Consider the following 25,475-nt stretch of genomic DNA (forward strand, 5'->3'; position numbering starts at 1 on the left):
TGCCTTGGAGTGACCAATTTTATACTAGAATGTGTAAAAGAAGATGGCAGGCGATGAGGGACTCGAACCCCCAACCCTCGAATTTGGAGTCCGATGCTCTACCAATTGAGCCAATCGCCTAGGGTTAGTTATGGGTTGCTATTATAGCAAGGTTTTTTATTTTTGCAAGTCTTTTTATTTAAAAATTGCACCTTTTTTCATACTTACAAACAAAAAGACAAACCCTTTTCAGGTTTGCCTTTTTGTTTTATGGTTGGTTTGTGACTGTTTAACGATTAGTCTTTAACAGTAGCAACAACACCAGCACCTACGGTACGGCCGCCTTCACGGATCGCGAAGCGAAGACCTTTGTCCATAGCGATTGGGTGGATTAGCTCAACGCTCATCTCAACGTTATCGCCTGGCATAACCATTTCAGTGCCTTCTTGTAGAGTGATTGCACCAGTTACGTCAGTAGTACGGAAGTAGAACTGTGGGCGATAGCCATTTAGGAATGGCGTGTGACGACCACCTTCTTCTTTTGATAGTACGTATACTTCTGCGTCGAACTTGGTGTGTGGGGTGATTGAACCTGGCTTAGCAAGTACTTGACCGCGTTGAACTTCTTCACGCTTAGTACCACGAAGTAGGATACCACAGTTCTCACCTGCACGACCTTCGTCTAGCAGCTTACGGAACATTTCAACACCAGTACAGGTAGTTTTTTGAGTTGGTTTGATACCAACGATTTCGATCTCTTCACCAACTTTGATGACGCCTGATTCAACACGACCAGTTACAACAGTACCACGACCTGAGATTGAGAATACATCTTCGATTGGCATCAAGAATGCTTTATCAACAGCACGCTCTGGCTCTGGGATGTAAGTGTCTAGAGTGTCTAGTAGTTCTAGAACTGCTGGCTCACCGTACTTGCTGTCAGCGCCGTTTAGTGCTTCTAGTGCAGAGCCTTTGATGATTGGGGTGTCATCACCTGGGAAGTCGTAGTCAGATAGAAGTTCACGAACTTCCATTTCAACTAGCTCTAGTAGTTCTTCGTCATCAACCATGTCGCACTTGTTCATGAATACCATGATGTATGGTACACCAACCTGACGAGATAGTAGGATGTGCTCACGAGTTTGTGGCATTGGGCCGTCAGTTGCAGATACAACTAGGATCGCGCCGTCCATCTGTGCAGCACCAGTGATCATGTTTTTAACATAGTCAGCGTGGCCTGGGCAGTCAACGTGTGCGTAGTGACGGTTTGCAGTGTCGTACTCGATGTGAGAAGTGTTAATGGTAATACCACGTGCTTTTTCTTCTGGAGCTGAGTCAATTGCAGCGTAGTCTTTTGCTTCACCGCCGTGGTGCTTAGCAGCAACAGTAGCGATAGCAGCAGTTAGAGTGGTTTTACCATGGTCAACGTGACCGATGGTACCAACGTTTACGTGTGGCTTGTTACGTTCAAACTTGGCCTTTGCCATGATGGTTTCCTCGATAAATGTGCATTTTGGGTGTATCCCGATGCACAAAGGTTAATAAATTAATCTGCAATGCTGCCCAAATAGACAGCATTGACAGGTTTGTCAGAATGTGACGATAAATTACTCGTCATCATCCTTCGCAGTGAACTTCTTGATGATCTCGTCAGCAACATTCTTCGGAGTTTCTTGATATTTTACAAACTCCATTGAGTAAGTTGCACGACCTTGAGACATAGAACGCATTTGAGTTGCATAGCCGAACATCTCAGCTAGTGGTACTTCTGCACGGATAGACTTAGTACCGCCAGGTAGATCATCCATACCTTGAACCATACCACGACGACGGTTCAAGTCGCCCATGATGTCGCCCATGTAGTCTTCTGGAGTTTCTACTTCAACTTTCATGATAGGCTCTAGTAGCGCAGGGCTTGCTTGTAGGAAGCCTTTTTTGAACGCCATTGAACCTGCCATTTTGAACGATAGTTCGTCAGAGTCAACATCGTGGTATGAACCATCGTATAGCGTCGCTTTTACGCCAACTACTGGGTAGCCTGCGATAACACCGCTCTTCATACGCTCTTGAATACCTTTATCAACCGCTGCATGGTATTCTTTTGGAACCACACCACCAACGATCTCTTCAGCGAATTCGTATTCTACATCGCCAGTAGGATCAAGCGGTTCTAGGCGTAGCCATACATGACCAAACTTACCACGACCACCAGTTTGGCGAACGAATTTGCCTTCAACTTCGATGGTTTGACGGATTGTTTCACGATATGCAACCTGTGGTGCACCGATGTTCGCTTCAACACCGAATTCACGCTTCATACGGTCAACGATGATGTCAAGATGTAGCTCACCCATACCTGAGATGATGGTTTGGCCTGATTCTTCGTCAGTGCGAACACGGAACGATGGGTCTTCTTTTGCTAGACGGCCTAGAGCAACAGACATCTTCTCTTGGTCGGCCTTGGTTTTTGGCTCAACAGCTAGAGAGATTACTGGCTCAGGGAATTCCATACGCTCTAGGGTGATGATGTTGTCGTTGTCACACAGCGTATCACCAGTGGTTACATCTTTCATACCAACTAGGGCAGCGATGTCACCTGCGCGGATTTCTTCCACTTCTTTTTGCTCGTTTGCGTGCATCTGTACGATACGACCGATACGCTCACGCTTCATCTTAACAGGGTTATAAACGCTGTCGCCTTGCTTAACTACGCCTGAGTACACACGAACGAATGTTAGGTTACCAACATATTTGTCGTTCATGATTTTGAACGCAAGTGCAGCAAATGGTGCTTCATCAGATGCTTCACGAGATGCTTCAGTCTCGTCTTTGTCATCTAGGATACCTTTGATCGCTTCAACATCGTTTGGTGCTGGTAGGAACTCGATCACAGCGTCAAGCATACGCTGTACGCCTTTGTTCTTGAACGCAGAACCACAAAGCATTGGTTGGATTTCGCAAGCCAGGGTGCGGATACGCAGACCTTGAACGATCTCTTCTTTGGTTAGATCGCCATTTTCCAGGTATTTGTCCATCAACTCTTCTGATGCTTCGGCAGCCGCTTCAACCATGTTGGTACGCCATTCGTCAGCAGTGTCTTGTAGGTCTGCTGGAATATCGCCGTACTCAAACTTCATACCTTGTGATGGCTCATCCCAGATGATTGATTTCATCTCGATCAAATCGATAACACCAGAGAAAGTATCTTCTGCACCTACTGGTACAACGATAGGCACTGGGTTACCGCCTAGGCGAGTTTTCATTTGCTCAACGACGCGGAAGAAGTTGGCACCAGTACGGTCCATTTTGTTAACGAACGCTAGACGAGGTACTTTATATTTGTTAGCCTGACGCCATACAGTTTCAGACTGTGGCTGTACACCACCTACCGCACAGTAAACCATGCACGCACCGTCAAGTACACGCATAGAACGCTCAACTTCGATCGTGAAGTCAACGTGGCCTGGGGTGTCAATAACGTTAATGCGGTGTTCTTTGAACTGGTTGCCCATGCCTGACCAGAATGCGGTGGTTGCAGCAGAAGTAATGGTAATACCACGCTCTTGCTCTTGTTCCATCCAGTCCATGGTAGCAGCACCATCGTGTACTTCACCGATCTTGTGTGATACACCTGTGTAGAACAAAATACGCTCAGAAGTAGTAGTCTTACCGGCGTCAATGTGTGCCGAGATACCGATGTTGCGGTAGCGGCTAATTGGGGTTGTACGAGCCATAATTTTTCCTAGAAAAATTCTGTTTAATTTGGTAAATCCGCCAGCCAAACAGTGCTCGGTCTGGCAGATTTTTGAGTTTTGTTTGGGAAATTACCCAAAAACAATCGCTTGGTCAGCTGATAACTCAGCCAAAACCAATTAGAAGCGATAGTGTGAGAACGCTTTGTTCGCGTCCGCCATACGGTGAACATCATCGCGTTTCTTGATGGCTGCACCTTTACCTTCTGAAGCATCATTTAGCTCACCAGCTAGGCGTAGAGCCATTGATTTTTCAGAACGCTTGGCTGCAGCGTCTGCCAACCAACGCATTGCTAGGGCAGTACGACGGGATGGGCGTACTTCCATAGGTACTTGGTAGGTAGCACCACCAACACGGCGAGCTTTAACTTCGACGGTTGGGCGAACATTTTCTAGCACTTCTTCAAAGAACGCAACTGGATCTGCGATGTCTTTTTTAGCAGCAACTGCTTCTAGTGCACCGTAAACGATCTTTTCTGCAACTGATTTTTTGCCATCGACCATTACATGGTTGATGAATTTAGCGATTGTTTGGCTGCCGAATTTTGGATCTGGTAGGATTTCACGGGCAGCGACGACACGACGTCTTGGCATAATAAATTTCCTTGTTCTTCAGGATTATCTGGTATAAAGCTAGGTTTAACCAGCCTTACTGCACACTTGGGTTTCACACACCAAACCCGTCATATGCAAATGATGTCTTAGGCTTATGCCTTAGGACGCTTAGCACCGTACTTAGAACGGCCTTGCTTACGATCTTTCACGCCTGCACAGTCAAGTGCACCACGCACGGTGTGATAACGCACACCTGGCAAGTCTTTAACACGACCGCCACGGATTAGAACAACGCTGTGCTCTTGAAGGTTGTGGCCTTCACCACCGATGTAGCTTGATACTTCATAGCCTGAAGTCAAACGCACACGGCACACTTTACGCATTGCTGAGTTTGGTTTTTTTGGTGTGGTGGTGTAAACACGAGTACACACGCCACGACGCTGTGGGCACGCTTGCAACGCAGGAACTTTTGATTTTTCCTTGATGGTTGTGCGACCCTTGCGGATTAGCTGGTTTGTAGTTGCCATAGGGCAATTCTCTCCCGTTGTTGTTAAAAATTCGCCATTAGCTAACCCTGCCGAAATCTCAGCAAAATCAAGCTAATAACGCAATGTACCCTTTTTGGGACACTATATTATAAATCCAAATCAAAAAAACTTCAAGCCTTGACGAAAAATAGTCAAAACTTGAAGTTTTTATCAATCGTCATCAGCCATGAATTTGGCATACTCATCATAGCAGCTGAATATGTCAATTCGATGACATCATACGGCTATCGCATGGCCATTAGGCTTCTTTGGCCGCCTTTGGCTCAAGCGCTTTTGGTGCGTTAAAAGTCGCCAAAGCCGTGCCAATCACTTCATCGATCAGCTGATGATTATAATGCGCGCCGACACCGACCGCGATCAGTGGCAGCAGTTTGTTAAGCCACGATGGATTAAATTTATCCAAATCCACATAATCTTGCAGCTTGACAAATTGATCGGTATAAGCTTTTGATGCTTGATAGCGGCCGCCTAATGCCTGAATCTCGCTTTGCAGCCCTGTTTCTTGCGCCTTGGCAAGCATTCCTTGACCGATGGTCAGAGCAGTCATAATGATTTGTTTTTCTTGAAGTTTTTGTAAATTTGCCCCTGAGAGCATACCGTAGGCTTTTTTGATGCCGTCTTTACCGATCAATGGCTGATTTGACACCGCCGCCACTTGATACACTGTACGCAGACTGACAAACAGCAGCCACACGGTATCAATCACCACGCCCTTTAGCCCTGCCAAACCTGCAATGCCGCCCAAAGTCGCAAGCGCGCGGTTTTGATGTACGACATCAGCAAGCAGCGTGGCGCGCGATGCATCATCAAGCGTGGCAAGCTGCGCGAACTCATCGCGTTTTTGCAAATCCTTCATTGCCCACGCCTGCGCCCAAGTTGCGATTTTTTGATAAGCAATTTCCATCACACCATCGACTTTATTTGGTGCAATAAACTTCCCCATTAGACCCTGCACAGTTGCCGCTTTCGGACCCAATAACTGCATTGCCAGATGGCTGCTTTGCTCGTGGAACATATCTTTTTTAAATTCTGTCTGCTGCAAATCCACCGCAGCATACGACTTGGCTTGATCAGCGGTCAAATCGGACAAATACGCGCCCATCTGCCCAAGTTTCGCACCGATACCACCGCGCTTGACTCTGCTTAATGGTTTGGCAAAAGATTTCGCACTTGCGTGCATTTCATCTGCTGTCTGCTCATCTGTATCATTACTTTTAATATCATCAGTTTTAAAAGCGTCTTGTACTTTATCAGTCAAATCATTCACTGTCTCTGTGACAACTTCTTGAATGGTTTCTTTAGTTTCTTTAACATCATCAATGATATTTGGCTTATCCGCCTGCTCAGTGTGGGTTTCCTTTATATCGGATTTTATATCGGGTTTTGAATCAGCTTGATCATCGCTATCACGAATGACCAGCACTTCATCAACCGCATCGTTATTGCTCTCAACGACAGCGACGATCTCAGGATCATCAAAAGTTGCTACTTCTTGGGCAAGCTTGGTGTTATGCTCGCTGATTTTTTGTTTCACTTTTTTTGATTTTTTATTGGCCCTTGCCATGTTACACTCCATTTTTCATTCATATTTCAAATTCATACATCATGACCACTAGCCTAACACAAAAACCGCGCCATCGCTAGGCATAATCGGTTTGCCATTGTGAGTAATGCTACACAAACCCTACTGCTGTGCTAAAAGTTGCAAAAATTCCAGATATATGCGGTGATTTTTGGCAAATTTGCGATATTTTTATGAAAAAATTGCCGCTTTTGGTCAAATAATTTGTTACAATAGCCGCATTACAACTGTAAACTTAAAAACAGGATTTTCTTATGAAACGAGTTGTCATCACAGGCGCAGGCATTGTCTCATGCCTAGGCAATGATTTGGATACGGTAAAAAACGCCCTGATCGCAGGTCAATCAGGACTGACCTTCAACCAAAGCTATGCTGATCACGGCTTTAAATCACAAGTCTCTGGCAGCATTGATACTGATAGTCTTGATACCACAGGTATTGATCGTAAGCTGAAGCGTTTTATGAGCGATGCCAGCTTATATGCCTATGTCGCCGCACTACAAGCCATCAAAGATGCAGGGCTGACCCCTGAAGATGTCGCGGACAATCCACGCGTGGCGGTGGTCGCTGCATCAGGCGGCGCATCGACTGCCGATGTCGTTACCGCTGTCGATGCCATGCGCGATAAAGGTCTGCGCGGTGTCGGCGCGATGGCTGTACCAAAAGTGATGGCAAGCTCAGTCTCAGCGACACTGGCAACGGGTCTGAAAATCAAAGGCGTGTCTTATTCGCTATCAAGTGCTTGTGCAACTTCAAGCCACTGCGTCGGTCATGCGATGGAGCTGATCCAACTTGGTAAAGCTGATATGGTCATCGCAGGTGGCGGCGAAGGTGAGCATTGGACACAGTCGTGTATGTTTGATGCGATGGGCGCGATGAGTACGCAGTACAACGACACCCCAACCACCGCAAGCCGCCCTTATGATGCTGATCGCGATGGCTTCGTGATCGCTGGCGGTGGCGGCATGGTCATCGTCGAAAGTCTAGAATCTGCCCAAGCACGCGGCGCAACCATCCTAGCAGAAATCACTGGCTATGGCGCAACTTCTGATGGTGCTGAAATGGTCGCACCAAGCGGTGAAGGTGCGGTGCGCTGTATGCAAATCGCCCTAGCGCAAGCAGGTCTGGATCAGGTTGATTATGTCAATAGTCACGGCACAAGCACGCCACTAGGCGACATCACTGAGCTGAATGCCATCGCGACTGCCTTTGGTGGTGTCGAGAAAACCCCTGCCATCAGCTCAACCAAATCCATGACAGGTCACAGCCTAGGTGCGGTCGGTGTCCAAGAGCTGATCTACTGTCTATTGATGATCAATCACGGCTTTATCGCTCCGACTATTAATGTCACCAATCTGGATGAAGGCACGAAAAACTTTGACATCGTCACCGAGACGCGCCACACCACAGTTAATAGTGCAATGAGCAATAGCTTTGGCTTTGGTGGTACAAATGCAGCCTTGGTACTGCAGAAGTTTGGTAGTTAAATTTTAAACCCTGCCAAACAACCCCACCCACTTTCGGTGGGGTTTCGTTTTTTCACGCATTGCTTTACAATATCCGTTTATTTTTATCAAAATCGACTTATGACACTGACCACGCGCCCTTTTGTAAAATTATTCACCCTAAGCACGCTATGCCTTGCCCTTGCCGCTTGTCAAGATAAACAAGCTGACAAGACAGCTACAGCACCTGCAGCCGAAAGCACCAACACCACAAGCCAAAATACCGCCAATACTGAGACGGGCGGCGAGATGAGCGAAGAATTCGCCACAGGTCCAAAAGCTGCTGCCGATCGCGCACTTGCCCCAACCGCCATCAGCACAAGCCAAGATGGTAAGGCGACAACCATCGCGGTCGATTTTGGCAATGCCACCATCGGCAAATATGCTGCGCCCATTCGCGGTCTGATCATCACGCCAAACAAGGCTACCACGCCGACGCCGCTAATCGTCCTAAGTCATCTGCGCGCACCGAACTGCGCTGATATGGATGCGCGCTTTCCTTGTCATGATGGCGTGGCAGAATTGCGCTTCGATCATGGGATGCAGTACCTTGGCGAACATCTTGCCGCGCAAGGTTATACGGTGATCATTCCTGACCTTAGCCCTGCTTTTATCGGGCTTGGCGTCACCGAACCTTATGATCAGCCTAAGCTATGGCAAGACATCGTCAGCCGTTTTCGCGATGAGCTAAAAGCTGCGGCGGCAGATGATAAGCACTTTGGCACGCCTGTGGCTGCGGTGGATTTTACCACCGTGGGCTTATTCTTGCATTCGCGCTCAGGGCAAATGACGACAGCGGCTGAGCAGGTATTTGGTAAAGATAATATTAAGAGTATCTTTGCTTATGCGCCATCATATGAGACTTTTGAGTTGGCTGATATTTCGCCTGCACCACAAGACATTCCTTATCTTGCCATCGTCGGCAGCCTAGATACCGATGTCGGCGCGTCGGCAAATCTGTGGCTGTCGCACTACACCACCACGCCAAGACAGACCGCTGCCAGTACGGTGGAATTATCTGGCTTTGGGCATATGTCGATCAATCGCACGGCAGTGCAAGCCGAGATGGACGATCGCCGTGGCTGCGATATCATCACTTGTCATGATGACAAGGCACACGAGAAGATGCTGCTTACGGCAGTTGATGATTGGTTTGGCGCAACTATCCAAGGCAAAGACAGCACCCTACCAACCAAGCCACATCAAGCCTTGCCCAAAACCGTTGCAGGCTATCCTGCGCGTTGGCTTGCTTTAAGTGCACAGAGCAAAGGCTTTATTGATGCCAAAGATTTCGGCGATTCAGACGGTGTTAAATATTGCGCCTACAGCGATCCGATGAATCCAGCCTCCGCCATCATGCCTGCTTGCCCTGAGCCTGAGATGGGCGTGGTGCAAGCCATCACCCCTGTGGCATATCTAAGTAACGCTGCCAAAGCCACCACCAACATCCAAGGCGCAACCGCCCTTGCCTTACAAATCGCACCAACAGGCAGTCATGGCGACAAAGGCACGACGGTGGATATCACCCTTGCGCTTGACGATGGCAATGCGGTGAGCCTTACACTTGATCCTACCGATCCTGCCTTAATCGAGCGCGTAAGCGAGCATGACAGCGGTATGTATCGGCTTGGCACGGTACAGGTTGATTTGCCAAAAGCTGTCCAAAACCGCACCATCACCGCTGTCACCATCAGCAGTGACCATCCTGTAATTGTCCGCAGTGTGGATTTTTGGTAATTGAAAATAAGATTTCGCATGAATATCACCATCTCAAGCACGCTGACGGCTGCTGCACTGACCACACTGATTACCGATCATCATCCTGATTGGCAAGCGTGTTTCTTAAATGATGATCATCAGCCTGTGATTGGTATTTTGCCCAAAGTCAGTTGGCGATTATCAGCAGATGATACACAGGGCAAATCATGGACGCTGACGATGATGCAGCGGCAAGCAGATTTGGCTTATACTCAGCAGCACTTGCCAAGTAGCTATCATGATTTATTAGATAAATTAAGCAAATACAGCGAAAAACAAGCCAATCACAACTCATCTGATCAGGCTTGCGGCTATCAGCATGGCTTGATGGGCTTTGTCGGGTATGACATCGCAGCTCATGCATTGAATGATGAAATTGAGTTAAAATCCGATCAGCCTGCCAGTTTTTTTGGGCATTATGATATTTATCTTAAGCCTGTCGCCCAAGATGGCAAGTGCGGCTTTGTGCTGATTTGTCAAGATGATGATATTACTCTTAATACCCTAATCAATGAGTTAAACACCTTGCAAAATCAAGCCTTGCCAAAAGCTGAACCGCTATCTCTTGCCCCTATCTGGTCAAAAGATGACTATCAAGCCGCCTTTGAAAAAGCACAAACCTATCTGCTGGCAGGTGATGGCTATCAGATCAATCTCACCCAAGCATGGCTTGCCGCCAAATCAGGTAAATTATCCGCACACTTGCCCAATCTTATGAGTGCAAGCCAAGCGCCATTTGCAGGATTTTTACAAGTGGGGGATTTTGAATTATTATCGGTATCGCCTGAGCTATTTTTTACTTTTTATAAACAAAATAACTCTATCCATATCATCACCAAACCCATCAAAGGTACGCGCCCCCGTGCAAGCGATCCTGTACTTGATGAACAGTACAAACAAGCGCTTGCTACCAGCCAAAAAGACATCAGCGAAAATCTGATGATTGTGGATCTTTTGCGCAATGATTTGGGTAAATATGCCGAAATCGGCAGCGTCAAAACGCCTGTGAAATTCGCCATCGAAAGCTTTAGCAATGTACATCACATGGTCAGCACCATCACCGCTACGCTCAAAGATGATAGCCACCCCATCGCCGTGCTGTTTGGCTCATTGCCGGCAGGCTCAATCACTGGCGCTCCCAAAAAACGCGCTTGTGAGATGATTTTTGAACTAGAAAGTGCGCCGCGTGGTGCGTACTGTGGCAGTATGGGTTATTTGAATTTTGATGGTACGGGGCAGTTTAATGTGTTGATTCGCACCATCCAAGCCAATGCCGATAGCATCAGCGTCTGGGCAGGTGGCGGTATCACCATCCGTTCACAAGTCGATGATGAATATCAAGAATGTATGGATAAAGTTGGGATGATTTTAAAGACTTTGGCGGATGGGTGAGCTTTACCAACAAGCGGGTTGCTAATCAATCACAATGTTGGATGTTGGCTTTGGCTATTTTGATTATTTGGATGAGAATAGTTGTTTCATGACTTCGCCTTGAATCTCAAGATAACTTTTGGCAGGCTGACCATTTAAATAGCGGCGAGCGAAAAACTCCCAATCGTGCAAATACACTACCCGTTCGCCATTAGCACCCACGCCAAGCGTCGAACCATAAATCCATTGATTAAACTCATCAGCACAGGGCAGATGCTCAATATCATCCAATAATACACCTAGAATACTACCAGCCAATTGGACAACATCCAAATCAAAATAAGTCTTTTCACCTGTTTTCATATATCCGCTCCAGACGCTTTAGTTTTGTGGTCAAATGCCCTTTGTGCATTTTGTTGTAATTCAAGAACCACAGAATCGACATCCGTCTTATCATTAAGAAACTCATCTTCACAAAATGCTGAAGCATAGCGTGAACTTAATTGGTCAATATCCAAATCCGCCAATCGCTTGAGAATATCCACCGAGATGTCATCAGCAAATTCTCTGATGATAAAATTGGTCGCATATAAATCTCTAGCTTTGGTTCGGCTGTCATGTTGTGCATCAAGCACGCAGTTGATTTTAAACGCTGCAATATCTTGGATTTTTGCTGTTTTGAGACCATTGACGATGGCATAATCATGGTTTGGCGTTCGGTAAGATGTTTCAATTTTCAAAGCTGTATGCTGATTTTCACGCCTGTCATGGTATCTTAGCAAATATCTGGTGACAGTTGGCGTGTCTTTTTTGATAATCACATCAAGCACTTCAAAATTTTGTCCCGTGACAGATTTTAGCGTATGAACAAGGTTAATCGTGCCCTTGCCAACAAAATCACCCTGAATGTCAAAATCCAAATCTTCTGAAAAACGGTCAAGACCATAGCACAACATCAATGCCGTTCCGCCCTTTAGAATCAATGGCTTATCTTGGATTTTTGCCAATACTGCAAGCATTAATTCTGTGTGCGTTTGCTGATTATACATCATAATTTTTGTCCTTGGCGAGCCTTAGCCATGCAGACACATGGTCTGATTGTGCCTTTGGTAGCTTTGGTATGGCGATTTGTAATAAATCATATACTCGCTGTTTATCCGCTGGCGTACTCATAAAATCATCAAAATCAGTAAGTTGTATTTTTCTAAATAACTTGGTGCCATGATACGGCGTGGCAAAAAACGCTTCAGCAATCACCAAATCAGCAATCGCTCTGGCATGAGTTGCACAGTACACCGTATCAGCAAATTTGGGAATGCCCATTTTTGCAAATACTCCACTGCTCTCAAAAACGCCAATACTGCCCAAATACGGCACGGTATCTAACTCTTGACCGATGCCAACTATATTGTAGCGTTTAATCCGTGATTTTGGATGAAACCAAGTTTCAACATTATGCCAATCACCTGTGTTGTGCTCATAGTCTTGCGTATTTAACGCTCGAAAGCCACTGATGTACAGCGATGGCGAATAGTGGAATTTGGATAATTCTTCGTAAAGCATAAACCCTGCTGATTTTTATTTGTTTTTTTAAATTAGGGGCTATACTAGATTAGCCTAAATCCCACACCATCTTCTCAATGCTTTAAGCTGATTAGATGGTGTACCAAGTTAAAACGAAACTCACATTCTTTGATAAAAAGATGAAAGTGTTTCTTGTCAATGCCATTGTACTTTCTTAAAACACGCTTGGCTTTGCAAATGCTGCCAAAATAACTTTCATCAAGCTCTATTTCGCCATCAAACAATTCTTTAGCCTTAAGTTAAGATTAAGATGGTATTCTATCACAAGTCTGATTTTATGATAGAATAAAGCTGCTGAATTTGGGTGTATTTGTAGCAAATCAGCTGCCGAACGAGTAGTAACTTCAAGTACAAAAAATTTAAGCAGTCTTTTTTTGTGCTTTAATTAATTTTGGGAGTATTTATTATGTTAATGAAAACAGAAATTCAAGAATTTTTACTTGGCTATTCGGGGTATAATGGTGGAGATATAGGGAATCTAGACAGACCATCAATTTGGTGTTGTGGAATTGAATGGGGAGGGGAAAACTCAACCGCAATATCAGTACAAAAATATTTTGAAAGTAACGAATGGAAAACAATTAATGGATTTGAAGAAAATGATGAAAAAGAGAAAAATATAACTGCTCCCTATGATAAAGTACTTTGCAAATTGCTATGTGCCATAAATGGTGGAAAGGTTGAAGATTATGCTGAATTTGCAGAAGACCAAAAAGTATGGATTAAAGGAGCTAAAACAGGCTACTTTAAAATGAATCTTTATCCACTTTGGTTTACCAATACCGATCCAAATAACTGGGATCCTAAATTAGACGAACTACTTACTTTTGCGGATAAAGGGGAGTATATACGTTGGTGTCGTCGCTATCGTTTACCTGCAATTAATCAGCTTATGCAAAAACACAGTCCAAAATTAATTCTTTGTTTTGGCATCAATTACGAAGATGATTTTAATATTGCTTTTTCTGATGGGTATAAAAGATTTCAATGTGAAGACGTTGGGGAATTAACTGTGCGTTGGAAAAGAAATGAGAATGGAACAGTTGTTGCGGTATTACCATTTCCTAACGCACGAACTGGTTTAAAATCTCATACTTCTATTCAGGCTATTGGAGAATATTTAAGAGAACTAATTAAGTAATCTTATTCAAATCAAAATTTAAAGCGGTGAAATTCGTAAAGTAATTTGCAAATTCCATCGCTTTCTTTTTTGTACGACACATCTTGTCGCTATACTCAATAAAATACTATTGTGACATAGGATAGGAGATGGTATCTACTACTCGTATTTGAGATTGTATTACAAAAAAGCCCCATCACCCGATGGAGCTTTTGCCATTCAATCAGCTTGAATCTGTCAAATCACACCGCTTTGGTGCGTTCAATCAACCACGCCTTAGCATCACCTGAAACACGGTCGATCAGCTCATCATGGACACGCTGATGGTAGCTGTTCAGCCATGCTTTTTCTTCGGTGGTCAATAGCTCTGGCAAAATCAGACGCGTATCAAACGGGCACAAGGTCAAATCATCAAACTTCAAGAAAGTCCCAAACTCAGTCTCATGTGCTGGCACGTGTACGACGCAGTTTTCTAGGCGGATACCCCATTTGCCTTCACGATACAGTCCTGGCTCATTGGTCGTGATCATGCCACGCTTCAGCACACGCTCGGCGGTGGCTGGTGCGTGTACTGAGATGACTTGCGGGCCTTCGTGGACATTCATAAAGTAGCCCACACCATGACCTGTGCCATGACCATAATCCAAGCCTTGTTGCCATAGATGGATACGAGCCAACACATCAATCTGACCTGATGGCAGTCCTTCTGGGAAATACGCTTTGGCAAGTCCAATGTGTGCTTTGAGCACATAAGTCACATCACGCTTTTCATCATCGCTGACGGTGCCACAGCTTGCCATACGCGTGATGTCGGTGGTACCGTTATAATACTGTGCCCCTGAGTCAATCAGTAGCAGGCCATCACCTTCGATGGTAGCAAAATTATCTTCGGTGGCTGAATAATGGACAATCGCCCCATTACCCTTGTAACCTGCAATCGTGCCAAAGCTTGGCGAAATATGATGCGGCTGACGGCTGCGAGCTTCGTTGAGCATACGATCGACATCCAGTTCGGTCAATTTCTCACCCTTGGCAAGCTTTGCTTCAAACTCTGAGAAAAACTCGCACAAAGCCGCACCATCTTGACGCATCGCTTCACGGATATGCTCAATATCTGCATCTGATTTGATGGCTTTTAGCAAGGTGCTTGGATTCATCGCACGCACGATGGCGGTATCAGCAGGCAGTTTTGAGAGTGTGCCGACCGAGACACGAGCAGGATCAATCAGTAGCGTACCACGCACATCCGCCACCGCATCGATGATGTCGCCATAATCCGCCGTATTGATGCCCGCAGCGGCAAGATTTGCTTTGATGGTGTCATCAAGCTTGTTTTGATCGACAAACAATGTCGCAGCCGTATCCGTAATCAGTAGATGCGACAAAAAGACTGGGTTAAATACCACATCACTGCCACGCAGATTGACCAGCCATGCGATGTCATCTAGGCTACTGATCAGATGCGCGTTAGCACCTTTTTCGCTCATGGCACTACGGACTATGGCAAGCTTGTCCGCTGCTGTCGTATCGACAAACTCGGCAGGATGCTCATAGATGGCATCTGTTGGCAAGCTTGGGCGATCCGACCAAATCTTGGCAAGTAAATCAAGGGTCGTCACAAGCTCAATGCCCTTATCACCAAAAGCAGCTTTTAGCGTGTCTGATTCATTGACCGATAAGACATTACCATCGATGGCGACTTTGGCACCGCTTGGCAGGTGCTCAGCCAAAAATGTCGAGAAAGTCGGGCGACCGATTTGCATTTTTTGTAGTTCGATACCCGTACCTTCAAGCTGCATCGGTGCTTGCACCCAGTAGCGGTTATCCGTCCACACACCAGCAAAATCAGCGGTAATCACCAGTGTACCCACCGAGCCTGTAAAGCCTGACAGCCACGCACGACCCTGCCAATACACAGGTAGATATTCTGACATATGCGGATCAGCCGATGGGATAATCAAGGCATCCACGCCATGCGCCGCCATCAAAGCACGCGCAGCAGCCAGACGCTCACGACGAATTTGCACCGAATCATTCATTTATTTTTCCTATTTAGTCAAATTCATCATATTTTAGCACAGGATAACCCCATAACAAAAAAGCCCTTAATCATGTTAAGAGCTTTTTATTATCCAAAAAAATTATTTTTTGGCTTCTTCGGCTGGTGCAGCTTGTTCTGCGGTTGCTTCAGTAGCTGGAGCGTCAGCTTGTGCATCAGCAACAGGTGCTGTTTCAGTTGCAGCTGCATCGGTGGCTGCTTGCTCAGCTGGTGCAGCATCGGTTGTTTGTGTTTCAGCGGTTGCGGTAGCGTCAGCTGCAGGCGCTTGCTCAGCGGTAGCATCTGCAGGTGTAGCTTGTTCTGCGGTTGCTTCAGCTGTTGGAGCGGCTTGTTCTGCTGTTGCTTCGGCAGCAGGTGTCTCAGCTGGCTGATGCTCGCCTGCAGGACGCAGCCATGCAGAGATCGCGATACCGCCAATCATCACAAGCAATAGCACAATACCAACAAGTGCCGTTACCGATTCTTTTACTGGGTTGTTTTGTGAAGCATCATGTGCCATAAGTCACCTGCCTAAATCTATTTAATTGGGTCAATCTGAGCGTTTCAGAAATAAATTTTCTCTATTATATACCAAATTGTGGCTTTTTGTACATTTCCTTTTTACAATTATGGAATTATTTTCACAATTTCGCCCATTGATTAAGAATACAATCAGCGGCGGTGTGCAGGCTTGCTATAATGCTTAGCAATCGCACTTAGGATAATTAATAACGCCGATAAGAATAAAATCGGATACGCACCCAACGCCATATAAGGCGTGCTGCCTGTCACACTTGGCACATCACCGCGCAATACCGCACGCTCAAACTGTGGCAGACTTGACACCACTTGTCCATGCTCATTGATGATCGCAGTGACGCCATTATTGGTCGCACGCACAAAATAACGCCCTGTCTCAAGGCTGCGCATCTGCACCATTTGCAAATGCTGCATCGGACCTGCTGATGTGCCAAACCACGCATCATTGGACACGGTCAAAAGAAAATCGCTGCCAGCAGCATTACGGCGGACGATGTCAGGATACGCCACTTCATAGCAGATCGCCATGCCTGCTGCTTGATCATTAAGCTTAAGCGGTGCTTGGTTCGGCTCACCACGCACAAAGCCTTGCCCCATGCCATCAAGCCCCGGTAAGATATTTAACACCCCGCCAAATGGGACATATTCACCAAATGGCACCAGTGCTTGTTTTTTGTACACCTGCGCATTCACCCCATCAAAGGACATCACACTATTAAAAAACTGCTCTGTATCACCCGACTGCTCACGATACGGCACACCTGTTGCCCAGCTGCTGCCCGTCTGATACGCGGTATTGGCAAGCTGTGCGATAAATTCCCACGCGGCATCTTGGGTCATAGGAATGGATGATTCTGGCCAAATCACCGCATCACGCCCCCATTCGCTTTGGGACAGCTCAGCATAAATCTGCAAAGTCTCCAGCTGATATTCAGCAAGCCACTTCAGATCTTGTGGAATATTGCCCTGCACCAAAGACACGCTCGTACTCTTACCTGTTGGCGTCGTCCATGTGATATTGGCAAGGCTAGTCATGGCAGCGATGGTGGTCAAAACACCGCTGATCAGCATATAGCTGCCCTTATGCCGAAACAGCTCAATGGTCGCTGCGCCAAACAGCACCGCTAAAAACGATAAGCCAAACACGCCTGTAATCGGTGCAAGTCCGTTCAGCCAAGTCACTTCGGTGAACGCATAACCAACAAACAGCCATGGAAAACCAGTCAAAAGCCAAGTTTTCGCCCACTCTTGCACCACCCAAAACCCGGCAAATGCCAACGGCTGCCGCGCCGTAAAGCGTACAAACGCCCACGACATCACCGCATGAAATAAGCCCATGATCAACGCCATCAAGCCAATCAGGATATACGCCGCCCACGATGGCACTGCGCCATATTCATGAATCGATGTATATAGCCAAAACGCCCCCACCGCCCATGTGCCAAAGCCATAAGCTTCACCAATCCAAAACGCACGCTTGGCATTGTCCGTACCGATCAAAAGCGCGTACAGCACCATCGGCGAGATGATGGCGATCGGATACAGATAATAAGGTGCAAGCGATAGACTAAATCCAAGCCCTGCGATCAAGGCAATAAGCATGGCAAGGCTTAGTGGAAAAGTTTTGGCGGTGGCAGGCTTACGCCCCCGAAGTGGTGCGTGACTGATGGTTTGGCTCATAAGGCAAGGATTTTTGGTTCAAATGATAAAGGCGGTAGTTTAGCAGATTTTGGGTGATTTGGCGACAGCCGTGCTGGATTTGGGGAATATTGGGTGAATTTGGTTTATGGGTTGGATTTAAAAATAGCCATAGGGTGCGTTATACGCACCATGAAAATACCCAATGTATCAATTTTACAAAAAAACCTTTGCAAGTTTTGTCATCAAAATCAATCATCTTCGGTAAAATAGTGCGGATGCCACACCCAATTCATTATCTTAACTGATATAAATTATCAATAAAAATATCTCTTTTTTACCAAACTCCACCCCCAGCCCTCCCCTTAATTAAGGGGAGGGAGCTACACCTTGCAAAACTGAATTAAGAATAGATGCTACTTTCTTGCGGCGATAAAGAAGAAGGGATTTATATTTCAAACCAAAGCAAAAAAGAGCGGCCCCTCCCCTTTTTCAAGGGGGAGGTTGGGAGGGGTCTTATACAAATAACCATCAACAAAAAAGCCAAAACGCACACGCTTTGGCTTTTTAGATTTATTTGGCTATTCTTCGCTGCTTGCTTGTGGCACAAGCTCAAGTTCCAGCAGATGAATGAATCGCCCTTCGACATCGACGACGGTGATTTGCCAATCATCAATCTGCACCACCGCACCTTCCAGATGACTGACAAAGCCCAAAGCCTGCATCACAAGACCGCCCATGGTATCGACATCCGCATCATCAAATTGACTGCCCAAGACTTCATTACAGTCACTGATCAAAGTCGCCGCCTGCACAAGCCACACGCCTGCTTTATCAGGATGTGGCACGATATTATTGATATCGCTGTCTTCATCGATGTCATCATGCTCATCGACGATGTCACCGACGATCTCTTCGAGCAAATCTTCCATCGTCACCACGCCTGACACCGAACCAAATTCATCGACGACGATCGCCATATGCACTTGAGCTTTTTGTAATGAGCGCAGCAGCGTATCAGAACGCGCCGTTTCACTGATATACAAAGGTTTGCGCACGATGTCGGCAAGCTTTAGGGGTAAATCTACACCTTCAGCTTTGGCCTTAAGTAGTGGGATTAAGTCTTTGACAAGCAAAATCCCCAGCACCGCATTGTCATCAAGGCTATCAAACACAGGATAGCGAGAATGCTCGGTCTCAAGCACCACCGATAGGATGTCGGATAAATCATCGTCACTCGCCACAGCGTGTACCTGCGGGCGTGGCGTCATGATTTCACGGACTTGGGTGGCGGGTAAATCCAACACCCCTTCTAGCATATCGACCGTATCCGGCTCTAAAAATTGGCGAGAATCCTGTACCAATTTTAACAAATCATCTCGTGTCTCAGGCGCGGTGGATAACCAACGCTTAAGCCCACGCATTGACCAACTACTCGAATTGTCATCAGACATCAGCGGTATAATTTAACCTCGTATTGTGTTATAAATCTTAATAATACATCATATTTTTGGCAACTCTTCCTGAGCGACCGCAGTTAGACGCATCGTTTTTGTACAATTTAGCGTATCGCGACCAATTATTCAAGTGGCTTTTGGTGATTTTTCAAATCTTCACCCATTTTACGATGCGCGTCTCGATTGTCTCGTCCGATAAGCCAATTTCACTGACGCAGCGGCGTGCAGCTGAGACCTTGGCAAAGCCTGCTTTATGATGAATGCCGTCGTGTAATAGCTTATGCCACGGTGGCAGCTTCTGCCCCAAATACAGCCGCTTGTACGCACAATGTCTGGGCAGCCACAGCATATTGGGCAAATCAGCTGCGGTTAAGCGAATACAGTCAGGCACGGTGTCTTGGCGGTGTGCATAATCTGAGCAATGCCCCGTCGTGCAGTCAAGCAGCTGACAGGCGACATCGGTGTATTCGGTAAAGCGCACATCATCATCGTCCAAAAATTTCACCAAACAGCACACGCCGCAGCCATCGCACAACGCTTCCCACTCATCGTCGGTCAGCTCATTAAGCAAATAAGTCTCCCAAAATCGTGGGCGAAGTTGATTGTCTGTCATCATAATCATTGGTTGCCAACAAAGTGTCTATTGTACCCTAAATCCATCCAAAAAACCGCTTGACTTGCCTAAAATCCCTTGTTAAGTTATCCCTATCACATCCGTGAATTTTTGGTCTATATTAAGGATAAGCATCATGACAATCAGCACTACGACACTTACTACCACCGCACCAGATGGCACTGCCCTGCACAGTTATGTCGCCATGCCGATAGATACGCCAACCAACAGCACATCGCCTGCCGTACTCGTCGCACCTGAGTGGTGGGGCGTGGTCGAACATCCAAAGACAGTCGCCGAACGCTTGGCAAATGAAGGCTTTGTGGCGGTGGTGATGGACATCTATGGCGATGGCAAAATGACCACCGATGCGCATCAAGCCAACGAATGGATGACGCAGATGCTGACCAATTCTGATGAGCTGATGAACCGCTGCGCTAAGATTTTTGCTGATGTCGCCGCCTTACCACAGGTCGATGGCAGCCGCATCGGTATCGCGGGCTTTTGCTTTGGCGGTAAAATCGCCCTTGATATGGCGCGCTTAGGCACGCCACTAAAAGCTGTCGCCACTTTCCATGGCAACCCAACGCCGATCACGCCTGCCACCGCGGACAAATTCACTGCCAAAGTACTCGTCGCCCACGGCGGTGCTGACAGTATGATCCCTGATGCTGCTATCGATGGGCTGCGCGCTGAGCTTGACGCTGCTAATGTCAGCTATGAAATTGATGTCTATGCTGGCGCAAAGCATGGCTTTAGCAATCCGCACGCTGACGAGCGCGCTCGTGAAAATAGCGTGGACTTAGGCTATCATGCCGATGCTGCCAAGGCAAGCTGGGATAAGATGGTGAAGTTTATGAAAGAGAGTTTGTAAGATTTATCATCTATAATAGCAAACAGCCGCATGAAATTTGCGGCTGTTTTTTTATTTGGTGGATTGAGTAGTGTTAAAAAAATGAGCCACTGTTCACCTGCCATCTTTACCCACTGTTATCATTTCCCATCTAAATAACCATTATATGACCTATTGATTGCTTGATTTTTTGTCGATGACTTGCTACAGTGTTGGCATGACACATTTTGGCACACAAGGAGAACGCCATGCCTGCATTACGACACGATATCGATCCTGATGGTTTGCTTGAATATTCGGTGGTCTATACCGACCGCGCGCTCAATCATATGTCGGCGCAGTTTCGAGCAGTGATGACTGATTTATCCAGTGAATTAAAGGCATTGTACCGCGCAGATGCGGTGGCAATCGTCCCTGGTTCTGGTACTTCAGGCATGGAAGCGGTGGCGCGCGCTTTGGCAGATGGCAAGGACTGCGTGGTGGTGCGTAATGGCTGGTTCAGCTATCGTTGGACGCAGATTTTGGATGCCACACGCGTCGCCAAATCAGTGGAAGTCTTTAAGGCTGATCAAGAGATGGTCGATGGTGCGGTGCAATTTCGCCCAGCTGACATCGCTGCGGTGACGGATTATATTCGCAAGCACAAGCCACAAATCGTCTTTGCACCGCATGTCGAGACCGCATCAGGCATGATGCTGTCAGATGACTATATCCGCGCTTTGGGTGACGCGGTACATGAAGTGGGCGGCCTGCTTGCCATTGACTGCATCGCATCGGGCTGCATTTGGCTGGATATGCAGGCGCTTGGCATTGATGTGCTGCTGTCTGCACCACAAAAAGGCTTATCAAGCACACCTTGCGCAGGACTTGTGATGTTATCTGAAGCTGCCAAGCAAGCGGTACTAGCAAGCACGCCATCAAGCTTTGCACTGGATTTAAAAGCTTGGCTTAATATCATGATCGCTTATGAAAATGGCGGTCATGCTTATCATGCCACCATGCCAACCGATGGACTTAAGCAGCTTAGAGATACCTTATTTGAAGCGCGTGATGTCGGCTACGATGTCTTAAAGTCCAATCAAATCAAACTGGGTCAAGCCATCCTAGCAGTGCTCAATGACAAAGGCATCCAAAGCGTCGCTGCGCCATCAGCGCAAGCATTCGGCGTGGTGGTCTGCCATGCACCAAGCGATGATGTGCATAAGGGCGCGGCATTTGCAGCAGCTGGCGTGCAGATTGCCGCCGGTACACCGCTACAAGTCGATGAACCAAGCGATTATAAATCATTCCGTATTGGCTTATTTGGTCTAGATAAACTTGTCGATGTCGATGGCACGGTCGCACGATTTGCCAAAGCTGCTGATCAAGTGTTTGGCTGATTTTAAAAAATATAAAACCGCTCATGGTTGATGAAGTTACCATGAGCGGTTTTTGTTTTTTTTAGAAATTTTGATCAATTTATATCAATCACTCAATCGCCAACACTTGCCAAAATCTGTGTCAATAGCGTCCAATAAGTTGCCACCGAGTCGATATGCACCATTTCATCAGGCGAGTGGGCATTTTTGATGGTAGGGCCGATGGAGACGATGTCAAGCTGTGGATGGCTGGTCTTGATCAGTCCGCATTCTAGTCCTGCGTGAATGACCTTGATGTCGGGTGCATGACCTAGGATTTGGGTATATAATTTCATGGTGGTCGCGGTGATGGCAGAATCGGTATCAGGTGTCCAACCGACATAGCTGCCATCAAGCGTGATGGTCGCATCTGCCAATGTCGCGATGCTTTGCAAGGTATCACAAACCGCCATTTTGCCCGATTCGATCAAAGAGCGGATCAATAAGGTGCATTCAAGCTGATCATCTTTGATGGCAAGCTTGCCAAAGGACAAAGAAGTCTCAACCGTATCTGCCACGACATCGCTATGGCGCACCACACCACTTGGCAAGGCATTGATCAGATGAATAGCGGTGCGGCTGCTGTCTGTGCTGAGTATCTGAGCGGTCGGCGCACACAAAGCGGCTTCAGCGGTGAAATTTGGCTCAGCTTTTGCCATCTCGGTCGCGATGGTGGCAAATGTTTGTTCTGCTTTGGCAATGATGACATCGGCAGTATCTGGCGCGCAGCTGATGATGACACTGGCTTCGCGGGGAATGGCATTACGCAGCGTGCCGCCTGTAATAGTGCTTAGGCTGAATTTATCGGCAAATTGCACCTGCAGCACCGCCAAAACACGCCCCAATATCTTAATGGCATTACCGCGATTCTTATGAATATCAATGCCTGAATGCCCGCCGCGCAGTCCTTTGATACTGATTTGTACCGCAGTATCTGTCGCAGCTTGCCAAGTCAGCGGCAGGCTAATATCTGCATCAATACCGCCAGCGCAGCCAATATATACTTCACCAATCTCTTCAGTGTCGGTATTAATCATCATCGTCGCATCTAAAGTATGCGGCTGCAGCCCAAATACACCCACCATGCCAGTCTCTTCGGTCATGGTCAAAAGCACTTCAAGCGGCGGATGGCTTAGGCAGTCATCTTCCAGCACCGCAAGGCAGCTTGCCATGCCAATGCCATTATCCGCACCAAGTGTCGTGCCTGTCGCCATCAGCCACGCATCATCATCAGGATTGATACGCAGGCGAATGGGATCGGTGGCAAAGTCATGTGCGGTATCGGCATTGGCTTGTGGCACCATGTCCAGATGCGCTTGCAAGGCGATGGTTGGGCGATTTTCATAGCCTTTACTGGCGGGTTTTTTGATGATGACATTGCCGACGCTATCGCGGTAGGCGGCAAGGTTTTTTGATGTTGCCCAAGCGATGATGTCATTAGCAAGCGCTTCTTCGTGATAGCTTGGGTGTGGCGTGGCACTGATGCGCGCAAACCATCGCCACAAAAGCGATGGGTTAAAATCCTTAACGACGGCTAAATTTTCTTCATAAGCAGATGGGTGAAAGGTCATGAGGCATCCTGATTGTCATATCTATGGAGTAATGAGCTGTATTGTAGCAGATTGGGTATGTGTGCCCAAGTTGTTTGGCAAACATCCATGAAGGATTGTTCGATAGAATTGACAATATCACAAAACCGCACCAACAAAAAAAACAGGTATAAGCCCTATACCTGTTTATCTCGATAGCTGTGAATCAGCGTCTGCACGACCATCTCAAGCGTCTGTGCGTCGCTGTGCTGTGCACTGTGGCGAATCAGCCGCGATGGGCTGTGCATTAACGCTTGGCTAAGCTCGTGGGCAAAAGTCTCAAGCACCATCTTAGCATCTTCACCATCTTCAATCCGCGCCATCGCCTTGGCAAGCAGTCGCTCACGGTGCGCATCCGCCACCGCGCGATACTCCTTGATCTGCATGCGTGCGGTCTGCACTTGCATTTGCTCAGTGATTTTTGCGACCAATTGCCCAACGAGCAATTCTGCTTCCACCGCCGCCTGCTTGCGCTCAGCGATATTGCCCGCAATCACCGTCTGCAGATCATCGACCGAATACAGATACACATCATCAAGCTTACCCACCGCAGGCTCAATGTCGCGCGGCACTGCCAAATCCACCAACAGCATCGGCTGATGACGGCGGATTTTTAGGGCATTTTTTACCATATCAAAGCTGATCAGCGCCTGCATACTGCCGCTGCAGCTGCTGACGATATCGGCTTTTGGCAAGACATCGCTAAGTTTATCAAGCCCAACGATCTCAAGCTCAAGCGCGCGATTGGCAGCCTTTGCCATCTCAGCCAGTTCATCTGCCAAGGCTTGCGCACGCTCATGGCTGCGATTGGCGATGATGATTTTTTTGACGCCCAAAGCGGCGACATTATGCGCCACAAGGCGGTTCATCTCACCTGCTGCGACAAGTAAAAAAGTACAATCGCTGGGATTATCAAAAATCTGCGTGGCAAGCTTGGCTGTCGCAAAGCCCAAAGTCACCGCCTGCGCACCAACCTTAGTATCACGGCGCACCGTGCGCGCAGCAGCAAATACCTGCTGGGTCAGCCAGCCAAATTCACTGCTCACACCACCATGCTCGCGCGACACCGCCACCGCTTGACGAATCTGCCCCAAAATCTGCGGTTCGCCCAAGATCATCGAATCAAGCCCTGCTGCCACGCGCAGCCAGTGATTGAGCGCGCGGTCATCTTCATAGATGTACAGATAAGGCACGATCTGCTCAAAGTCGATGTTTTTAAAATCCGCAAGCCACTGCCCGATCGCCTGCAGGGTTTTTGATGATTGGGCATCATCGCCCCCTTCATCAGTCAAGCTGTGATCATCAATGCCAAAATACAGCTCACTGCGATTACAAGTCGAGACGATGGTACAGCCATTGACCTGCGCGGACAGCTCGCTGATCGCCTGCCCCATATCCGAGCCGAACGACAGCCGCTCCCGCAATTCAACAGGGGCAGTCTTGTGATTGACTCCGATAACGGCAAGCTTCATAACAAAACCCGAAAACAGATGGTGCAAAATAAGCGAAATAAACAGGGTATTATAACAGCTTTATAACTTGGGGTACAAATTTTCACGGCGAAATTACCGAGTTTTTACGCAGTTTGACGCAATA

General features: G+C 47.1%; 21 protein-coding genes, 1 tRNA gene and 1 pseudogene. 6 read left to right on the top strand and 17 right to left on the bottom strand.

What is annotated here, in order from left to right; all coding sequences use genetic code 11:
• Positions 1-44: 44 nt before the first annotated feature.
• The 6 genes from NKU06_RS03035 to NKU06_RS03060 form a co-directional block, all read right to left on the bottom strand.
• Positions 45-120 (bottom strand) — tRNA-Trp (locus tag NKU06_RS03035).
• 155 nt (positions 121-275) lie between these two features.
• A complete protein-coding gene (gene tuf / locus NKU06_RS03040; RefSeq protein WP_253222969.1) occupies positions 276-1,466 on the bottom strand; it encodes an elongation factor Tu in 1,191 nt (396 codons plus the stop codon).
• A gap of 120 nt (positions 1,467-1,586) precedes the next feature.
• Positions 1,587-3,713 carry an elongation factor G gene (gene fusA / locus NKU06_RS03045; RefSeq protein ID WP_254728671.1) on the bottom strand — a complete coding sequence of 709 codons (2,127 nt, stop codon included), beginning with the start codon at positions 3,711-3,713 and terminating at the stop codon, positions 1,587-1,589.
• A gap of 138 nt (positions 3,714-3,851) precedes the next feature.
• Positions 3,852-4,325 carry a 30S ribosomal protein S7 gene (gene rpsG, locus NKU06_RS03050; RefSeq protein ID WP_253222967.1) on the bottom strand — a complete coding sequence of 158 codons (474 nt, stop codon included), beginning with the start codon at positions 4,323-4,325 and terminating at the stop codon, positions 3,852-3,854.
• A gap of 113 nt (positions 4,326-4,438) precedes the next feature.
• Complete coding sequence (rpsL, locus tag NKU06_RS03055) at positions 4,439-4,813, bottom strand: 30S ribosomal protein S12 (RefSeq protein WP_003656377.1); 375 nt, start codon at positions 4,811-4,813, stop codon at positions 4,439-4,441.
• 259 nt (positions 4,814-5,072) lie between these two features.
• The gene (locus NKU06_RS03060) at positions 5,073-6,398 is read right to left on the bottom strand and encodes a hypothetical protein (RefSeq protein ID WP_254728673.1); all 1,326 of its coding nucleotides are present in this window, start codon (positions 6,396-6,398) and stop codon (positions 5,073-5,075) included.
• Between the two features lie 272 nt (positions 6,399-6,670).
• On the opposite strand from NKU06_RS03060, the gene NKU06_RS03065 reads away from it, so the two are divergent.
• From NKU06_RS03065 to NKU06_RS03075, 3 genes are all read left to right on the top strand, one after another.
• A complete protein-coding gene (locus NKU06_RS03065) occupies positions 6,671-7,903 on the top strand; it encodes a beta-ketoacyl-ACP synthase II (protein WP_254728675.1) in 1,233 nt (410 codons plus the stop codon).
• A gap of 99 nt (positions 7,904-8,002) precedes the next feature.
• A complete protein-coding gene (locus NKU06_RS03070) occupies positions 8,003-9,658 on the top strand; it encodes a hypothetical protein (protein WP_254728677.1) in 1,656 nt (551 codons plus the stop codon).
• A gap of 18 nt (positions 9,659-9,676) precedes the next feature.
• Positions 9,677-11,071, top strand: a complete 1,395-nt coding sequence (locus NKU06_RS03075; RefSeq protein ID WP_254728679.1) for an anthranilate synthase component I family protein — start codon at positions 9,677-9,679, stop codon at positions 11,069-11,071.
• Positions 11,072-11,134: 63 nt separating this feature from the next.
• On the opposite strand, the gene NKU06_RS03080 is transcribed toward NKU06_RS03075, so the two are convergent.
• The 4 genes and pseudogenes from NKU06_RS03080 to NKU06_RS03095 form a co-directional block, all read right to left on the bottom strand.
• Positions 11,135-11,413, bottom strand: coding sequence for a hypothetical protein (locus NKU06_RS03080; RefSeq protein WP_253222962.1), 279 nt, complete (start codon positions 11,411-11,413; stop codon positions 11,135-11,137).
• A complete protein-coding gene (locus NKU06_RS03085; protein WP_254728681.1) occupies positions 11,410-12,102 on the bottom strand; it encodes a nucleotidyl transferase AbiEii/AbiGii toxin family protein in 693 nt (230 codons plus the stop codon). The genes NKU06_RS03080 and NKU06_RS03085 overlap by 4 nt, the downstream gene beginning before the upstream one ends.
• Positions 12,092-12,613 (bottom strand): hypothetical protein, encoded by a 522-nt coding sequence (locus tag NKU06_RS03090; protein ID WP_254728683.1) that lies wholly within the window; start codon positions 12,611-12,613, stop codon positions 12,092-12,094. Before NKU06_RS03090 ends, NKU06_RS03085 begins: the two co-directional genes overlap by 11 nt.
• Before the next feature lie 54 nt (positions 12,614-12,667).
• Positions 12,668-13,001: pseudogene (locus NKU06_RS03095) on the bottom strand (hypothetical protein).
• A gap of 39 nt (positions 13,002-13,040) precedes the next feature.
• Between NKU06_RS03095 and NKU06_RS03100 the strand changes: the two are divergent.
• Positions 13,041-13,775 carry a hypothetical protein gene (locus NKU06_RS03100; protein ID WP_254728685.1) on the top strand — a complete coding sequence of 245 codons (735 nt, stop codon included), beginning with the start codon at positions 13,041-13,043 and terminating at the stop codon, positions 13,773-13,775.
• A 221-nt stretch (positions 13,776-13,996) separates the two neighbouring features.
• On the opposite strand, the gene NKU06_RS03105 is transcribed toward NKU06_RS03100, so the two are convergent.
• The 5 genes from NKU06_RS03105 to NKU06_RS03125 form a co-directional block, all read right to left on the bottom strand.
• A complete protein-coding gene (locus NKU06_RS03105) occupies positions 13,997-15,793 on the bottom strand; it encodes an aminopeptidase P family protein (RefSeq protein WP_254728687.1) in 1,797 nt (598 codons plus the stop codon).
• 102 nt (positions 15,794-15,895) lie between these two features.
• Positions 15,896-16,312 (bottom strand): hypothetical protein, encoded by a 417-nt coding sequence (locus NKU06_RS03110; protein WP_254728689.1) that lies wholly within the window; start codon positions 16,310-16,312, stop codon positions 15,896-15,898.
• A 152-nt stretch (positions 16,313-16,464) separates the two neighbouring features.
• Positions 16,465-18,012: an apolipoprotein N-acyltransferase gene (gene lnt, locus NKU06_RS03115; RefSeq protein WP_371928023.1), complete on the bottom strand. Its 1,548-nt coding sequence runs from the start codon at positions 18,010-18,012 to the stop codon at positions 16,465-16,467.
• Between the two features lie 539 nt (positions 18,013-18,551).
• On the bottom strand, positions 18,552-19,424 hold the full coding sequence (locus NKU06_RS03120; RefSeq protein ID WP_253222957.1) for an HlyC/CorC family transporter: 873 nt from the start codon (positions 19,422-19,424) through the stop codon (positions 18,552-18,554).
• A 151-nt stretch (positions 19,425-19,575) separates the two neighbouring features.
• On the bottom strand, positions 19,576-20,040 hold the full coding sequence (locus NKU06_RS03125) for a YcgN family cysteine cluster protein (protein WP_254732124.1): 465 nt from the start codon (positions 20,038-20,040) through the stop codon (positions 19,576-19,578).
• Between the two features lie 136 nt (positions 20,041-20,176).
• On the opposite strand from NKU06_RS03125, the gene NKU06_RS03130 reads away from it, so the two are divergent.
• The gene (locus NKU06_RS03130; protein WP_254728691.1) at positions 20,177-20,914 is read left to right on the top strand and encodes a dienelactone hydrolase family protein; all 738 of its coding nucleotides are present in this window, start codon (positions 20,177-20,179) and stop codon (positions 20,912-20,914) included.
• 227 nt (positions 20,915-21,141) lie between these two features.
• A complete protein-coding gene (locus tag NKU06_RS03135) occupies positions 21,142-22,272 on the top strand; it encodes an aminotransferase class V-fold PLP-dependent enzyme (RefSeq protein WP_253222954.1) in 1,131 nt (376 codons plus the stop codon).
• 92 nt (positions 22,273-22,364) lie between these two features.
• Here NKU06_RS03135 and NKU06_RS03140 read toward each other — a convergent pair whose 3' ends face one another.
• Together NKU06_RS03140 and hemA are read right to left on the bottom strand one after the other, a co-directional pair.
• Positions 22,365-23,861, bottom strand: a complete 1,497-nt coding sequence (locus NKU06_RS03140) for an aminoacyl-histidine dipeptidase (protein WP_254728693.1) — start codon at positions 23,859-23,861, stop codon at positions 22,365-22,367.
• Between the two features lie 155 nt (positions 23,862-24,016).
• Positions 24,017-25,351, bottom strand: coding sequence for a glutamyl-tRNA reductase (gene hemA / locus NKU06_RS03145; protein WP_254728695.1), 1,335 nt, complete (start codon positions 25,349-25,351; stop codon positions 24,017-24,019).
• Positions 25,352-25,475 lie beyond the last annotated feature (124 nt).

It is taken from the genome of Moraxella sp. FZLJ2109, assembly GCF_024296965.1.
Lineage (GTDB): Bacteria > Pseudomonadota > Gammaproteobacteria > Pseudomonadales > Moraxellaceae > Moraxella.

What these genes read in the sequence shown, in the direction of transcription:
- tuf (WP_253222969.1), bottom strand. Translation starts at nt 1,466, where the DNA reads ATGGCAAAGGCCAAGTTTGAACGTAACAAGCCACACGTAAACGTTGGT.
- fusA (WP_254728671.1), bottom strand. Translation starts at nt 3,713, where the DNA reads ATGGCTCGTACAACCCCAATTAGCCGCTACCGCAACATCGGTATCTCG.
- rpsG (WP_253222967.1), bottom strand. Translation starts at nt 4,325, where the DNA reads ATGCCAAGACGTCGTGTCGTCGCTGCCCGTGAAATCCTACCAGATCCA.
- rpsL (WP_003656377.1), bottom strand. Translation starts at nt 4,813, where the DNA reads ATGGCAACTACAAACCAGCTAATCCGCAAGGGTCGCACAACCATCAAG.
- NKU06_RS03060 (WP_254728673.1), bottom strand. Translation starts at nt 6,398, where the DNA reads ATGGCAAGGGCCAATAAAAAATCAAAAAAAGTGAAACAAAAAATCAGC.
- NKU06_RS03065 (WP_254728675.1), top strand. Translation starts at nt 6,671, where the DNA reads ATGAAACGAGTTGTCATCACAGGCGCAGGCATTGTCTCATGCCTAGGC.
- NKU06_RS03070 (WP_254728677.1), top strand. Translation starts at nt 8,003, where the DNA reads ATGACACTGACCACGCGCCCTTTTGTAAAATTATTCACCCTAAGCACG.
- NKU06_RS03075 (WP_254728679.1), top strand. Translation starts at nt 9,677, where the DNA reads ATGAATATCACCATCTCAAGCACGCTGACGGCTGCTGCACTGACCACA.
- NKU06_RS03080 (WP_253222962.1), bottom strand. Translation starts at nt 11,413, where the DNA reads ATGAAAACAGGTGAAAAGACTTATTTTGATTTGGATGTTGTCCAATTG.
- NKU06_RS03085 (WP_254728681.1), bottom strand. Translation starts at nt 12,102, where the DNA reads ATGATGTATAATCAGCAAACGCACACAGAATTAATGCTTGCAGTATTG.
- NKU06_RS03090 (WP_254728683.1), bottom strand. Translation starts at nt 12,613, where the DNA reads ATGCTTTACGAAGAATTATCCAAATTCCACTATTCGCCATCGCTGTAC.
- NKU06_RS03100 (WP_254728685.1), top strand. Translation starts at nt 13,041, where the DNA reads ATGTTAATGAAAACAGAAATTCAAGAATTTTTACTTGGCTATTCGGGG.
- NKU06_RS03105 (WP_254728687.1), bottom strand. Translation starts at nt 15,793, where the DNA reads ATGAATGATTCGGTGCAAATTCGTCGTGAGCGTCTGGCTGCTGCGCGT.
- NKU06_RS03110 (WP_254728689.1), bottom strand. Translation starts at nt 16,312, where the DNA reads ATGGCACATGATGCTTCACAAAACAACCCAGTAAAAGAATCGGTAACG.
- lnt (WP_371928023.1), bottom strand. Translation starts at nt 18,012, where the DNA reads ATGAGCCAAACCATCAGTCACGCACCACTTCGGGGGCGTAAGCCTGCC.
- NKU06_RS03120 (WP_253222957.1), bottom strand. Translation starts at nt 19,424, where the DNA reads ATGTCTGATGACAATTCGAGTAGTTGGTCAATGCGTGGGCTTAAGCGT.
- NKU06_RS03125 (WP_254732124.1), bottom strand. Translation starts at nt 20,040, where the DNA reads ATGACAGACAATCAACTTCGCCCACGATTTTGGGAGACTTATTTGCTT.
- NKU06_RS03130 (WP_254728691.1), top strand. Translation starts at nt 20,177, where the DNA reads ATGACAATCAGCACTACGACACTTACTACCACCGCACCAGATGGCACT.
- NKU06_RS03135 (WP_253222954.1), top strand. Translation starts at nt 21,142, where the DNA reads ATGCCTGCATTACGACACGATATCGATCCTGATGGTTTGCTTGAATAT.
- NKU06_RS03140 (WP_254728693.1), bottom strand. Translation starts at nt 23,861, where the DNA reads ATGACCTTTCACCCATCTGCTTATGAAGAAAATTTAGCCGTCGTTAAG.
- hemA (WP_254728695.1), bottom strand. Translation starts at nt 25,351, where the DNA reads ATGAAGCTTGCCGTTATCGGAGTCAATCACAAGACTGCCCCTGTTGAA.